This is a genomic window from Christiangramia oceanisediminis, from assembly GCF_022570735.2.
Classification (GTDB): Bacteria; Bacteroidota; Bacteroidia; order Flavobacteriales; family Flavobacteriaceae; genus Christiangramia; species Christiangramia oceanisediminis.
Genome location: NZ_JANCNS010000002.1, coordinates 180,386 through 194,736, shown reverse-complemented (window position 1 = coordinate 194,736; position 14,351 = coordinate 180,386). Strand labels below are relative to the sequence as shown.

Annotated in this window: 10 protein-coding genes; 4 read left to right on the top strand and 6 right to left on the bottom strand. The window is 40.5% G+C overall.

Annotation, left to right across the window (positions count from 1 at the left end; genetic code table 11):
• Window positions 1-37 precede the first annotated feature (37 nt).
• On the bottom strand, window positions 38-3,757 hold the full coding sequence (locus MKO06_RS08140; RefSeq protein WP_241551683.1) for a metallophosphoesterase: 3,720 nt from the start codon (window positions 3,755-3,757) through the stop codon (window positions 38-40).
• A 54-nt stretch (window positions 3,758-3,811) separates the two neighbouring features.
• On the opposite strand from MKO06_RS08140, the gene MKO06_RS08135 reads away from it, so the two are divergent.
• On the top strand, window positions 3,812-4,996 hold the full coding sequence (locus tag MKO06_RS08135) for a Pycsar system effector family protein (protein ID WP_241551682.1): 1,185 nt from the start codon (window positions 3,812-3,814) through the stop codon (window positions 4,994-4,996).
• Here MKO06_RS08135 and MKO06_RS08130 read toward each other — a convergent pair.
• On the bottom strand, window positions 4,988-7,354 hold the full coding sequence (locus tag MKO06_RS08130; RefSeq protein ID WP_241551681.1) for a GAF domain-containing protein: 2,367 nt from the start codon (window positions 7,352-7,354) through the stop codon (window positions 4,988-4,990). The two genes, MKO06_RS08135 and MKO06_RS08130, sit on opposite strands and share 9 nt — an antisense overlap.
• 136 nt (window positions 7,355-7,490) lie before the next feature.
• Here MKO06_RS08130 and MKO06_RS08125 point away from each other — a divergent pair, with 136 nt between their 5' ends.
• Window positions 7,491-8,612, top strand: a complete 1,122-nt coding sequence (locus tag MKO06_RS08125) for a TlpA disulfide reductase family protein (RefSeq protein WP_241551680.1) — start codon at window positions 7,491-7,493, stop codon at window positions 8,610-8,612.
• Between the two features lie 45 nt (window positions 8,613-8,657).
• Here MKO06_RS08125 and MKO06_RS08120 read toward each other — a convergent pair whose 3' ends face one another.
• Both MKO06_RS08120 and MKO06_RS08115 read right to left on the bottom strand, forming a co-directional pair.
• Entirely contained in the window at window positions 8,658-9,344 is a 687-nt protein-coding gene (locus MKO06_RS08120; protein WP_241551679.1) for an SIMPL domain-containing protein, read from the bottom strand.
• A 48-nt stretch (window positions 9,345-9,392) separates the two neighbouring features.
• Window positions 9,393-10,040, bottom strand: coding sequence for a rhomboid family intramembrane serine protease (locus tag MKO06_RS08115; RefSeq protein ID WP_241551678.1), 648 nt, complete (start codon window positions 10,038-10,040; stop codon window positions 9,393-9,395).
• Between the two features lie 52 nt (window positions 10,041-10,092).
• Between MKO06_RS08115 and MKO06_RS08110 the strand changes: the two genes are divergently transcribed.
• Window positions 10,093-10,998 (top strand): lysophospholipid acyltransferase family protein, encoded by a 906-nt coding sequence (locus MKO06_RS08110; RefSeq protein ID WP_241551677.1) that lies wholly within the window; start codon window positions 10,093-10,095, stop codon window positions 10,996-10,998.
• On the opposite strand, the gene glmM is transcribed toward MKO06_RS08110, so the two are convergent.
• The gene (gene glmM, locus MKO06_RS08105) at window positions 10,995-12,380 is read right to left on the bottom strand and encodes a phosphoglucosamine mutase (protein WP_241551676.1); all 1,386 of its coding nucleotides are present in this window, start codon (window positions 12,378-12,380) and stop codon (window positions 10,995-10,997) included. The genes MKO06_RS08110 and glmM overlap by 4 nt on opposite strands.
• Before the next feature lie 140 nt (window positions 12,381-12,520).
• On the opposite strand from glmM, the gene MKO06_RS08100 reads away from it, so the two are divergent.
• On the top strand, window positions 12,521-13,111 hold the full coding sequence (locus MKO06_RS08100) for an acyl carrier protein phosphodiesterase (protein ID WP_241551675.1): 591 nt from the start codon (window positions 12,521-12,523) through the stop codon (window positions 13,109-13,111).
• Between the two features lie 31 nt (window positions 13,112-13,142).
• Here MKO06_RS08100 and MKO06_RS08095 read toward each other — a convergent pair whose 3' ends face one another.
• On the bottom strand, window positions 13,143-14,246 hold the full coding sequence (locus tag MKO06_RS08095; RefSeq protein WP_241551674.1) for a M12 family metallopeptidase: 1,104 nt from the start codon (window positions 14,244-14,246) through the stop codon (window positions 13,143-13,145).
• Window positions 14,247-14,351: the final 105 nt, after the last annotated feature.

The following is a 14,351-nucleotide window of genomic DNA, read 5'->3' as shown; positions in this document are numbered from 1 at the left end:
AAAATCCGGCCATGATGCCGGATTTTTTTATTCCTTTTTAAAACTTGAGTCCTAATCCAAATTCGAGACGGGCACCTTCGCTGCCGGCAAACACACTAAATGTCCCCTGAATAGCTTCAGCGCTGTTCACCCAGAATCCGCCACCGTAACTGTCATGCCAAACATTACTGTTCTCTCCATCAAACCAAACACGCCCCAGATCATATCCACCGAAGATTCCTAACTGGAAAGGCAAAAAGTTAGTTTTTACGGTATTAAAGGAATATCTAAGGTCTGCACCGGTACCAAAGGAACTTTTACCGGTATATCGCTCCAGCCTGTAACCTCGCAGTCCACTTCTAGCTCCCAACTGGGCTGCCTGGTAAAACTCGAATTCCTGCCCTATGTTAATATGAGCTTCAGCCCTGGTTTTCAATACCAGTTTCCGGTTGCGTGTTAGTGCATTATAAAAACCCATATACGGCTTAAAGTATCCATATTGCCTGTCAGTATCAACTGTATTTAATTTACCTCCAAGATTGAGTTCAAACAGCATCCCTCGTGTTGGGTTCAATTTGTCGTCATAACTTTCATAGCGGTACATGGCGTCCAGGCCGGCAAAATACTTACGGGAAAAGAAATCAGGATCATCTGTTGTAAATTCTTCAGTTAAAAACCTTACAGAATCATCTGTCACTTCAATTCCTTCAAAACTGGCTGTAAAACCAAAAAAACTACCGAAAGGTGTTTTGTTGACCAGGGCAACTTTCCCTCCAAATTCATTTAAACCAACCCGGTTGTAATCCATGCCGAGTTCATCTTCCGGATTGAAAGTTTCATTTCCGAAGCCAAAAAAGTTTTTGCTGTACTGTGGACTTGTGAAATTCGCACCTACCTGGAGATTATACTTACCAACTATCCTGGCAAATTCGGCTTCATATGCTAAGGCAAAACCATTGGTTGCTGAGTGGAATTCCCCTGAAAAGCTATGCTGGGAAGTAAATGGATTTCTTTTGAACTTATTAATTGATTTTACAAATTGAATTCCAACTCCAAAACCTTCATCGGGATTGTACTCCAGGTTAGGCAGAATACTTCCCGAAGAGAATGTCTTCTTATCCTTATCGTAGGTATTGATCTCATAATTATCAGTGAACCTAAACTTTGCATTACCCGCTTTTTTTACAGTATTTGGCAGTGATTTGTGGTCATAGATCTTCAGGTTTTTACCATTTTCTACCGAATAAACATCATTGTTCTGGCCTCCGATCACTCTTAAAAAGATCTTTCTGGGACCAGTTCCCTTAACAAAGATCTCATCGTCATCATCTAGCCCATAAACCCAGATCTCTTCGGTTTCATTTGCTTTATAAATCTTATCGCTTAATATTTCAGCTCGTTCACCACCTTTATTCCTGGTTACGGTAACGCGGGTATTGCCGTCGTTTAACCTTTCAATATCGATAAAATCATCTTTATCGGTTCCGGTAACGATGGCCAGGCTGGACAGGTGTCCATAATAGCGCTCTGCAATTTCAACTATATTGTCACGCCTACCCATTACGTTTTCCATTAGGTCTTCTGTTGCCGGACCCTGTGTTTCATCAGGTAATTTCGAAAAAGCCTCTTCAATAATCTCTTTGGTTATGTTCTCCTGGATGAATTTTGCCTGTTCCATCCAGGTTTCCTTTCCGGTATTCTGAAGAAGCGACCTGTCTAACCCAAGAGCAGCGATATTGAACCATTCCACATCTTCAATATTATCGCCATAAACCGCGAACTGGTTCGCAAAACCGGATAAAGATCGAAGGGTTCCGAAGAATGCCCCATCGAAATTTGAAAAAACCTGATCCCTATCCCGCGGAATAGGTTTGAAAATGTGATTACCTTCTTCATCTTCAATTTCAGCCCATCGCCACTGGTCCTGGTGCCTGTCCCAGTCACCAATAAGCATATCGAAAAGTCGGGCCCTTACATAGGCAGCTTCATCAAGAATGTATTTCTCGTCGCGACGCAATCTTTCCAGCATTCCAGAAGTGCTCACAATATCATGATCTGGCTTTCCAAAGCTCTCATAACCTTTCCATCCATCTTCTGGCCTTTCAACAATCATATAGATCTCATCTCCATGAACCGAATTATATTTACCAAGGGCCTTTTGCTTTGGCAGGTAAAAGATCTTTGGATTGGTATGGTACACTCCTGCAGCTTTACTTAGAGTAGGAATTGCAAGGAAACCATATGGATGTGCCGCAGTATAGAAATCGGCCATCAGGTCTTCAGCTACCGTATTTTCCAATTTATCTTCAACCGGCTGGTTCTTAAATGCGACATTCTGAAGAAAACGTAAGGCATCCTTTCGAACCCTCCTTATATTATATTCTCTTCCCAGGCTGTCCTTTACCCTTAAGGAGACCGTTTGATGGCCTCCGCCTTCTCGCACCACTTCCAATCCGCCGTACAGGGTATCGAGTACTGCAACAGGCAGGGTCACCTCAGTACCATAAAGTTCCCTATATCTTTCACCCCAAACTGTATTGTAAACATTGCTTTTACTGGTTTCCTCCTCATCATATATTGAAACGGTTTTTTGAGCTGGAAACGAACTCGGGTATTCCTTCAGTTCAAAGGGAACCGGCGTTTCAAACATCTCCTTCTGGTATAAAAGTTTCGGTTTGTTATTCTCATTCCCATAAAAACTAATCCATGAAGAACCATCCTTAAAAATATCCAGCACTGCAAAGCCCTGCCCGTTATAGGCAAATAGCCCGTCATTACTCAAATTAGCATAAGAGGCTTTAGACCCCGATCCAGATACCACCTGCCTAATACTATCATGCATGATATACTGTAGCGAATGCTCATGTCCCGATACGAAAACGAGCCGTTCAGAACTTTGAGCAATAGTAGAAAGGCGATCGGCCAGGGATTTGTACCTGTTATTCTGAGCATCCTGTATGGAAACTCCACCGGTAGTCCTGATAAGCGTAGCAAGAGAACCCAGAATTGGTATGGGAATCTTCTTTTGGGAAGGAAAGATATGCCTGTCAAAACTATACTGCCCGCCATGCACCCCATTGGTATAAACCGGATGGTGTAATGCAACCACAATGGTTTTATTCTGGTTCGATTTTATTTCAGACTCAAGCTCGAGAAACATGGCTTCACGGGTTTTGATCTGCTCGCAATTGTCATTGATCTTCGGGTTACGATCCCAGTCCTCGAGATACCACTGAGAATCGATTACGATCAATTGGATATTTTCTGAAATTTCAATCGATTCGAGACCGCAACCAATTTCAGGACTCCAAACGAGGATATCCTCAAACTTTTCCTTTAAATAATCCTTCTGACGTTCGAGACCTTCCAGTTTTTCATTATACCAGTCATGATTCCCAGGGATAACCACTACCCTGCCCTTATAATTTTCTATCGCGTCCAGCTGGGCATCCAGCCTGTATTCTGCTGCTTCACGGTTTGGAGAGTCCTTTGCCGGCATTCCATCTGGATAGATATTGTCACCCAGGAATATGGTATAATTTTCGGTTTTTTGAACCGAATCCAAAAAGGTTTTAAAGGCAATCAACCCGAGAGAGGTTCCTCCGGGCGGAGAATAACCTCCGTCTCCCAATAAGTAAAATGATTTTTCGATTTCCTTGTTTTCCGGATATCCGAAATTGGATTCCGGTTCCCCATCTTTGTATTTCGGTTGGACCGTAGCGCAGGAAAAAACAAGGCTTAAGGCAAAAAGAGGGGCAAAAAGTTTAACTTTTTTCATAGAAAAGAGTGGTCAATTTTTTGGTAATTTGGTCCGTAACTAACAACTTCATGTATGAACAATCTCATTGAGAAAGCTGATAAATTTGTTGAAGAATTATTTAGAGAAAAACTGCCAAACACCTTTATTTATCACAACTACCAGCATACTGAGCGGGTGGTTAAAAGTACTAAAGAATTAATCGATAATTCTGAAATTAATGTTAAAGACAGTGAGGCGCTAATCCTTGCTGCATGGCTGCATGACACGGGATATATTCATAAATATGTAGGACATGAAGAGAAAAGTGCTGAGATTGCTGAATCGTTCTTAAAGGACCAGAATGCAACTCCCGAACTTATCGAAAAAGTAAAGAAATTCATTCTCGCAACCAGGTTTACGAAAGTACCTGAAAGCCTGGAAGAGAAGATCATCAAAGATGCCGATTCTTCGCACTTCGGGAAAGATTACTTCGATGAAACCAGTGAATTTTTAAGGCAGGAACTTGAACTCCATAATATTAAGAATTTCACCAATGCCGAATGGCTGGAAGAAAATATCATGGTCTTTACAGAAAAGCACCAATATTATACCGAGTATGCCAGCAAAAACTGGAAGCCTAAGAAAGAGGAAAACCTGCTTTCGCTGATCGAAAGTAAGAACAAGCAGCAAAAGAAATTAAAGAAAGAAGAGCACAAGGCCCGGATGAAGGCCAAGTATAAAAATGATAACCCAGAGCGTAGTATTCAAACACTATTCAGGGTGACTTTAAGAAACCATATTAAGCTCAGTGATATTGCAGATAGCAAGGCAAATATCCTGCTTTCGGTAAATGCGATAATCATTTCGCTGGCAATTGCCAACCTAATCCCAAAACTGGAGGCTGCTTCCAACAGGCACCTTTTAATCCCGAGTTTGGTCCTGATCCTTTTTAGCGTTGCGTCCATGATCCTTTCCATCCTGTCTACCAGGCCGAATGTGACCAGTGGTGAATTCACCAAGGAGCAGGTAGAAAACCGTGATGTGAACCTTTTGTTTTTCGGAAATTATCATAAAATGCCATTTGAGCAGTTCAAATGGGGTATGAACAAACTTATAAAAGACAAGGATTACGTTTATGAAATGCTGATGCTGGATCTGCACCTGCTTGGAAAGGTCTTACACCGTAAGTACATACTTTTACGGCTTACCTACACCGTCTTCATGGTTGGGATCATCCTTTCGGTACTTGCCTTTATCCTGGCATTTTACCTAATGTAATTCTTCCATCAGGTCTTCATAAGTTATGGTCTCTTCAGGGTAATTGGTATCTTTCGAATAAAGAATATTTACCCTGATAGCCTTTAAACCAACCACGCCCTGTACATCTTCGAGCTCAAGGACTTCTACCTCGTCTCCAAAGTAATTCTTAGCCTGAAGGTACTTGATGTATTGCAGATACTCTCGTTCATCACTGCTTTGTGAATAAACGATAGTCATTTTTCCTTTTTGAGTGACTCGTTCTTCAGTGCCTTTTACATGAGCTTTATCAATTCGCTTTTTGATAATTTCATAACGGGCATTGTAAGTACCGTCTACATCGAACTTCTTCTCATCCATTCGATACCTTATGGACATGGTGCTGTTATAAACCAGTATAAGGGAGGCCGCGTCAAGTTGAATGGGGGTGCTTTCCTGTAAACGGTAGAAGTGATTTTCCATTTCACACATCGTGCTCAACTGCCACAATCTTAAATTAAAAAGGTAAACCTTATTGAATGACCGTTTATAGGCCATTGAAGCACCAATATAGATATTATGGTCTACTCCATCTGTCTTATATCTCTCAAAATAATGCGGATAGATATCCTGGGCCTGAACCTGTTTTTTATCGATATAACGTGACATGGTCCTGTTGATCTGCTGGACGGTCTCATCGTATTTTTTACGGTGGTTGTAGACGATACCTGTCTCAGGATTCAGCTTCTTTTTATATTCTTCAACAAGATCCTTGATATCATCAGATTGTTTTTTGAGATGGCTCATCAAAGGATTTACTTCCTTCTGAAGTAGGTTAAATACCTTTTGCTCACTGCTGGCATTCAGTTTTTCTTCGATTTCTTTTTTGAAGTCAGAAATCCTGTATTTCACCTGGTCATAAATAGGAAGTTCTTCTATTTCATACGCCTTCTGAATAATATTCAGAATAATATCCAGTTGATCCAGTAAATCCTGTTTGATCGCCTGGTTACGAGCATCTGAAGAGGCCACTATATCTATCTGCCCGTATAAGGGATAGACATCCTTGAAGGAGATATCTTTAAAAGATGCAAGGCCATCCTTATCCAGGTCTCGAATGAATTTCTTGGCTTCTTTTTCAAAAACCCACAAAACACTGGGATGAATGGAAGTGCATTCACTTTGAATCACGGCCTTCACCCTGTTTTCAAACTCGTTCCGGTTACGTTCCACCGTAGTGACTATATAAGGAAGAATATCATCCAGTTTGATCGCATTGATACTGTTAAGCTCGTTCTTTCTTTGGGAAACGAGTTCCAGAATACCCAGTAATTTGCCATTTTTGGCAATTGGCGCAAGCAAACAGCTCTTTATATCGTTCTTCTTGAGATTTTTGGCCAGGAGATTATCGTTGTTCTTTATGTAATTCTCAACATTGGAAATCGTAAAATAAGTGTTCTCCTCAATTAATTTCTGAAAGGACTCTTCACAAATACCCGTATCACAATCATTCACAAGCTCCTTGTCCAGGATAAAGCTCGTCGCCTCATTATTATCCATACGTTCAAAGACCATGTCTCTTCGATTAAATACCGTGAACCCTACTCTAAGGTCGGGCACGTGATAGATGGACCTGAAAATTTCCTGAAGTTTCTTTAATTCCTCAACCTCGTTGATCTCTTCAAATAAAAGAGTGGTCTTTAATTCAGAAATAGCATCATCAATGGTTACATCGGTTAAGTTAATGATGGTAAAGCCTTTAAACACATAACTTTCTGGTGGTATTTTTTCCTTCCATAGCTTCGTGTTATCCACATTCTGAACTAAAAGATCTACATCTTCCTGGGTAATCTCCGGAGCCTCATCCTTTGGATAGATTTCAACAAAATCAGCATTCATGGCAATACGATAATGCCGATTTATTCCATTTTCATCGGGAATATCATAATACAAAGGCCTTGAAACATCAACCTTATAATTATAATAGTTCTTGAGTATCTGGATGCACGCGATAACGTAAAGCAGGTCCTCGTCGATGTTGCGAAGGCCTAAATGAAAGTCGTCACCCGCCTTTTCCAGTATCTGGCTAAGTCGTTGTGAGGTATTGAAAAGTATATTATGAAAAGGCACCGATGCTGCCTTGATCTCGTTATTTGTAAGTACCGTTGGGAACAGGTCGTTAAGCAAAACTTTGATAGGTTCCTGGTATTTTTTTAAGAGTTTGGGATCTTCAAAACCTTCCGAAAGCTCTGGATAATCCTTGATATAATCCAGCATCTTTCGGGTATATTCCCGGGAAATATTGCTTTCTATATGATCCAGCTGATTTTCATATTGTTCAATAACTTTATGAAAACTGATCTCAATATCGAAAGGAAAATTTTTTAATTGCTGCACCATAATCTGATAATTTAGGTAAAATTAAATTTTATAGCAGGCTCTGAAAGACGTAAATATTTAAATTAACATTATTTTATAAAAATGGCAGTCTTAAGCGAAGGCAGTTCATTATTTTTGTGTAAAATCAATTCAGAATATGAAAAAAACAGGAATTCTATTTACTCTTCTAGGTTTGCTACTGGCAGGCTGTGCAGACGATAAAGGTTATTATCTTACCGGTTCTGCAGAGGGCGTGGAAGATGGAAAGAAAATTTATATCGCCCAACTCGATCCTTCCACAAGAGCACCTAAAATGATAGATACCGCTACCGTTTCAAATGGCGAGTTCGAAATCGATATGGAAGAACAGGATGCCCCTAATTTGAGTTTTCTAAGATTAGAAGGTTCTAATGGTAATGTTGTTTTTGTTTCAGAAAATCAACGCATTCGTTTCGAAATAGATAAGGATACACTAATGAATAGTGTGGTTGATGGCGGAAGTGAAAATAAAGCGCTCCAGGAGTATCTCAATCATATCAAGGAAATGAATCGGAAAATGACCAATATCCAAAAGGAGAGTCGCCAGGCCATGATGAACCAGGACCGTGAAAAACTAAGTAGTCTTAGGGAAACTCAGCAAGAATTACAGGAAAACGACAAGGTGGTAAAAGAAGAACTTCTTAAACGATATAACGACGCTTATGTTTCTGTAATGATCCTTTCAGATATGCTGAATATGAGAAGTCATACCCCGGCAGAAGTTGGAGAATATTATGATGAGGTTTCAGACCGGATCAAGCAAACCACTCTTGCCAAAAAGCTTGAAGAAGACCTGGAAAAACGCAGCACTTATGAAGTTGGAAGTAAGGCACCAGAATTCTCAGGTCCTACTCCCGATGGTAAGGAATTGGCTTTAAGCGAAAATCTTGGTAAAGTTACCGTTGTAGATTTCTGGGCTGCCTGGTGTAAACCATGCCGTGTAGAAAACCCTAACCTGGTAAAGACCTATAACAAATATAAGGATGACGGTCTAAATATCATTAGCGTTTCCCTGGACAGACCAGGCCAGAAAGATCGCTGGATTCAGGCAATTAAAGAAGATAACCTGGAAGACTGGGATCACGTTTCGAATCTTCAGTTCTGGAATGAACCAATCGCAAAGAAATACGGTGTAAAAGCCATTCCTGCTACGTTCGTTCTGGATGAAAAAGGAACCATCGTTGCAAAAAACCTGAGAGGAGAAGCTCTTTCCGAAAAAATAGGGGAACTACTTCAGTAAAAACGGATTTGATAAAAAAAAGAAAGCGCCCTAGTGGCGCTTTTTTTATTGAAGCAATTCAAAGCTTACATTCACCCTGATCTTTAATTCCATTTCTCCTGGAGCAATGGTTTGCTCATCGGTCTTGGCCATGCTCATATCGGCCATTTCTTCCATTCGATATAAAGGTTGAACGTTATTGTAATCCATTTCAGAAATCGAAATAGCCTTTCCAATTTCCTGACCCAATGGAGAAGCCAGTTGTTTTGCTTTATTCTGGGCATCAAGAACAGCTAATCTTCTCGCCTCCTGCTCATACTTTTCAATTTCAGAAGATAGAAATTGAATACCGTCAATACGATTGAGTCCGTTTTCCAGTAACCCCTTCATGATCCTCTCATAATTCCCTATATCCTTCAGCTTAATCGTAATAGACTGGTTTGCTATATATGTATAGGTCTTTTCATTATAATCGTAGCGTTTATTGAGATTCACATAGTTGGTTTGAAAATCCTTTTCATCGATACCTTCAGCCTTCAAATAGTTAATGATCTTATTTACAATCTCATCGTTTTGTTTTTTCACCGATGTGGCTGAAGGTCCCTCATGTTCGATCCTGGATTTAATCAGTACCTGGTCTGGAACAATTTTAATAATCCCCTCCCCGCTTACTGAAACTGAAGGGTTCTGAGAGTTCTGCGCCATCACCGGAACAGAGAGTAAAACCACAAAAAGCAGCATAAATTTTTTCATAATTAGAAAGTTTCGTTTAACCGCCTAATTCAATAAGAGTACCAAATTTTATATGTACCCCGTTCTTTGAAGAAAAAACAGGATTACAATAGGCACAGCCAGAAGAATTACCATTAACAAGTGAGATTCGAAAACCCAGGGAGCAAAGACCATGGTGAGCAAATATCCTCCCGTAGCGCCACCAAAATGAGCATCATGACCAATATTGTCCCTTCGGCTTTTCATTCCGTAGATGGTATAAAGAAGATACCCTATACCAAAAACATAGGCAGGGATAGGGATCACAAAGAACAACCCAAGGGTCATATCGGGTTGCAGAAGAATAGCCGAATAAAGTATTCCCATCACCGCGCCACTGGCGCCCACAGCGGTATAATTATAATCGTCTTTATGAAAGAAATAGGATAATAAATTACCCAATAAAAGACTTCCGAGATAAATAATAAGAAAAGCTATGGAACCGAGGCTGTAGATGACCACATTGGCAAAAAAATACAGCGTCAACATATTTACAAAAAGGTGAGCAGTATCTACATGAAGAAAACCGGAGGTGAAAACCTGATATTTTGCACCCCGTTTTAGATCGGCTATATTGAATTTATATTTATTGAAAAATGACTGATCACTAAAACCCTTGAAAGAAACTAACACGTTCACCCCAATTATGATGAGTGTTACAAGGTTTAATTGTCCCATAGAAGCTTAAGTTTAATTTCAAATATACCATATATTTGCCGAAAGCGTTTTTATGCAAGGATTAGTTTTCTGGATAGTTTACCCAATTCTCTGGCTTATTTCCATCCTGCCCTTCAGGTTATTTTATGCCTTTTCAGATCTTGTCTTTTTTCTTGTTTATCGAGTCTTCGGATACCGCAGGAAAACGGTTCAGCAAAATTTGAACCTGGTCTTCCCAGAAAAAGACGAAAAGGAAATCAAACGAATAGAAAAGGATTTTTACAGGCATATGTGCGATATGTTCCTGGAAATGATCAAAAGCATCTCTATTAGTGAAGAAGAGTTGCAGAAAAGATTCGTTCTTAAAAATGAAGAATATCTGCGGGACCTGGAAAGCAGGAATAAGAGCCTAATCGTAATGTGCGGGCATTATGCCAGCTATGAATGGATGATCGCTATCCAGTTGCTAGGTCTTAAGTTCAAATCTTACGGGATCTATAAACGAATAAGGAATACATATTTTGACAACCTTGTAAAAAGGATTCGCGGTCGTTTCGATGGAATTTTAATTCACACCTATATAGCGACTGAAACTATTATAAAAAACCAGGAAGCGGGTGTTCTGGCTAATTATGCTATGATCGCCGATCAAACTCCAAAACTGAGCAAATCCAGGCTTTGGATCGATTTTTTAGGAATTAGAGTGCCTGTTTTTGACGGTTCAGAAAGACTGGCCAGGAGACTGGATATGAATGTGGCCTATTTACATGTTGAAAAAGTTGGTAGAGGATTCTATGAAGCCAGACTAAAACCGATTACGGAACATGCAGCTCAGGAACCCGATCATCATATCACCAGAAGCTTTATCGGGATGCTCGAGGAACAAATTAGGAAAAAACCCGAATATTATTTATGGACTCATAAACGATGGAAGCACCGCAATGAGCCCATACCTGAAAATGCTGAAATTATAGATTAAGCAATGATCTCTTTGATCTCCCGGATCATTTTCTGGGCCAGTTCATCGGCCTCTTTTTGAGATTTTGCTTCGGTATAAATCCTGATGATAGGTTCGGTATTCGATTTTCTCAAATGAACCCAGTTTTCAGGAAAGTCAATTTTCACACCATCCACTGTAGAGATCTCTGCCTTAGAATGTCTTTCTTCAACTGCCTTCAGAATTCCATCCACATCAAGATCTGGAGTAAGTTCGATCTTATTTTTACTCATATAGTATGAAGGATACTCTTTTCTAAGCTGCGACACCTTCTTGCCGTTCTCAGCCAGGTAAGTAAGAAACAAGGCGGTTCCAACCAATGAATCTCTTCCGTAGTGCGATTCAGGATAAATGATACCTCCATTTCCTTCCCCGCCGATCACAGCATTCTTTTCCTTCATCATTTTCACTACATTCACTTCTCCTACCGCGCTGGCGAAATATTCACCATTATGTTTGGTTGTAACATCTCTTAAGGCCCTGGAGGAGGAAAGATTGCTTACCGTATTTCCCGGGGTTTTAGACAGGACATAATCTGCACAGGCCACGAGGGTATATTCCTCCCCAAACATCTCCCCATTCTCATCAATAAATGCCAGACGGTCTACATCGGGATCCACAACGATACCAAAATCAGCTTTCTCCTTTTTAACCAATTCACAAATATCCTGCAGATGTTCTTTTAGAGGCTCCGGGTTATGCGGAAAATGACCGTTTGGATCACAGTATAACTCGATCACTTCAACTCCCATTTTTTTAAGCAATGCAGGAATGGCAATTCCGCCTGTGGAATTCACACCATCCACGGCCACCTTTAAAGCAGCTTTAGAAACCTTTTCAGCATCTACCAGCTTCAGCTTCAACACCTCATCTATATGTTTATCGATGTAATCTTCAATGCTTTCGATGCTACCCAGGTCATCAACCTCTGCAAAACTGAAATTTTCCTTTTCTGCGATCTCCAGTATTCTGGAACCCGCTTCGCCATCCAGGAACTCCCCTTTTGAATTCAGTAATTTTAATGCGTTCCATTGCTTTGGATTGTGGCTGGCGGTTAGTATGATTCCGCCATCGGCCTTTTCCATTGGAACCGCGACTTCCACGGTGGGTGTAGTAGACAAACCAAGATCAATTACATCTATCCCGAGCCCTGTAAGGGTATTCATGGTTAATTCCTGGATCATTCTTCCAGAGATCCTGGCGTCTCGGCCAACCACCACTTTTATTTTATCCTTCCCGGATTCCGTCTTTAACCAGGTGCCATAAGCAGCAGCAAATTTCACCGTATCCAATGGCGTTAAATTATCACCGGTTTTTCCGCCGATGGTTCCCCTGATCCCGGAAATAGATTTTATTAAAGTCATATGCTAAAAAAATAGTTTGATTATAATTAGTAACTAGTGTAGGGAATTAGTTACTGGCAAATATAAGTGGATGCTTAAATCCGTCCCAATCCTTAACACAAATTAACCCTCTTGTTGCATTATTTCAATATCTTCACCATATGAATTTCCTGGCGCATATTTACCTTTCTGGCAATGATTATGAGATCAAAATTGGCAATTTCATGGCTGATTCTATTAAGGGCAAAAAATATCTCGAATATCCCCAGGGAATTCAAAATGGAATTATTCTCCACCGTGCAATAGATTATTATACCGATACGCACCCGGTTTTTCAGCAATCAACCAGCCGACTTTTTGAAAGATATGGTCATTATAATGGTATTATCGCAGATATTTTCTATGATCACTTCCTCGCGTCCAACTGGAACGATTATTCTGAAACGCCTCTCGAGCAATACACGGAGGAGTTCTATGATTTACTTCGGAATAATTACGAACTATTACCGGCAAAAGTCAGAAGTTTTCTGCCGTATATGATAGAAGGAAACTGGCTCCTGAGCTATGCTGAAATAGAAGGAATTCAACAGGTGCTGGTTGGGATGAACAAACGAACCGGGAGAAAATCGGGCATGCACCTAGCTGTAGAAGAACTGGTGGAGTTTTACGAAGAATTTCAAAAGGAATTTCGCGAATTCTTTTCAGAAGCTATTGAATTCAGCAGGATAAAATTGCAAGAACTAAAAAAATAAAAAAGGCCGGAAAAACCGGCCTTGTAGCAATTTATTTGACCATTCTCCAACGGCCATCTATCAATTCAACTTCTTTCCAGTTCTTACCTTTTTGCACCCACCATTTATCATCTTTACGCAAAACCATCACTCCTTCGATCATATAGAATTCACCATTGATATACTCAGTTTCTGGCTCCGGCTCAGGCTCGGTAGGTTCTGGCTCGGTTGGTTCTGGTTCTGGTTCTGGTTCGGTAGGCTCTGGAGTTACCACTTCACCAGGATAGATCACATTAATACCTTCCACATCTCCTGCGGAAAGTCCGCTCCTTTGCGCTCCATATAAGGAACCATCTAAACGGGTGATGGTTGGTTGGCCGTTAGCAGAAAAAGAATATGGGCTGTACATCATGATAGAGCCAAGGTCAAGACCGGCGGTATATTCCTCACCATCGTATCCCGCTTCCTCATAGGTGTAGAAATTATACTCTCTTCCTGAAAGTATATTATCGAAATGAACAGTAATGGTTTGATCTCTATCAGCACGGCTTTGTTCATGCCATAGACCAACAGCATGGCCAATCTCATGGATTGTATTCCCTGTGGAACAGGCATCTGCCAGCGTTATATTTTGCTTTCCTCCAACCATTCCAACATAGGAAGAACAACCTGAACCAGGAGTAAAGTAAACATAATTGCTTTCACCCGAACGTCTCACAAAACGCACAGCTGTATTGGCTTCCCAGTGGCTAATCGCATCTGTAACCCTTGCCTGATTGGGTAAATTAGGATCAATGTCATAAACTACCGTATTATCTGGCCAGTGGAATTTAGTACGGCCCACACTTTTGTTCTGTTCCTGAACTTTCTCATTGGCGTCGAGAACCAGTTTCACCGGTGATTTAGAAGTTTGATCTTCCGGAAGAAAAATATCTCCCTGGTACACGAATTTGCCATTCACCTCTTCAACAGGAAATTTCTTCCCTGCAAAATAAACGTCGCTGAATTTTCCGGTATGCTCCGGAAAGGCAATTTCGGTAAAGTCATCCTGGAACTTAGCATTTTCGGTTTGATCGGGTTGATCGGTTACAGGATCATCGCTACAGGCAATACCAGCCATTAGCGGAATAGCTAGAAAAAATTTTAAGTTTCTCATAAGTAGGTTTTTGATTAGAATCAGGATCTATTGAAAAGAATCATAGCTACTTTCATCGATTTTTTAAAGCATTATATCGATTTGGAAATTCAGGTAGATATTCAG

Excerpts from the sequence above, each read along its gene's own strand:
- MKO06_RS08095 (WP_241551674.1), bottom strand. The coding sequence starts at position 14,246 with ATGAGAAACTTAAAATTTTTTCTAGCTATTCCGCTAATGGCTGGTATT.
- MKO06_RS08110 (WP_241551677.1), top strand. The coding sequence starts at position 10,093 with ATGCAAGGATTAGTTTTCTGGATAGTTTACCCAATTCTCTGGCTTATT.
- MKO06_RS08130 (WP_241551681.1), bottom strand. The coding sequence starts at position 7,354 with ATGGTGCAGCAATTAAAAAATTTTCCTTTCGATATTGAGATCAGTTTT.
- MKO06_RS08115 (WP_241551678.1), bottom strand. The coding sequence starts at position 10,040 with ATGGGACAATTAAACCTTGTAACACTCATCATAATTGGGGTGAACGTG.
- MKO06_RS08135 (WP_241551682.1), top strand. The coding sequence starts at position 3,812 with ATGAACAATCTCATTGAGAAAGCTGATAAATTTGTTGAAGAATTATTT.
- glmM (WP_241551676.1), bottom strand. The coding sequence starts at position 12,380 with ATGACTTTAATAAAATCTATTTCCGGGATCAGGGGAACCATCGGCGGA.
- MKO06_RS08120 (WP_241551679.1), bottom strand. The coding sequence starts at position 9,344 with ATGAAAAAATTTATGCTGCTTTTTGTGGTTTTACTCTCTGTTCCGGTG.
- MKO06_RS08125 (WP_241551680.1), top strand. The coding sequence starts at position 7,491 with ATGAAAAAAACAGGAATTCTATTTACTCTTCTAGGTTTGCTACTGGCA.
- MKO06_RS08140 (WP_241551683.1), bottom strand. The coding sequence starts at position 3,757 with ATGAAAAAAGTTAAACTTTTTGCCCCTCTTTTTGCCTTAAGCCTTGTT.
- MKO06_RS08100 (WP_241551675.1), top strand. The coding sequence starts at position 12,521 with ATGAATTTCCTGGCGCATATTTACCTTTCTGGCAATGATTATGAGATC.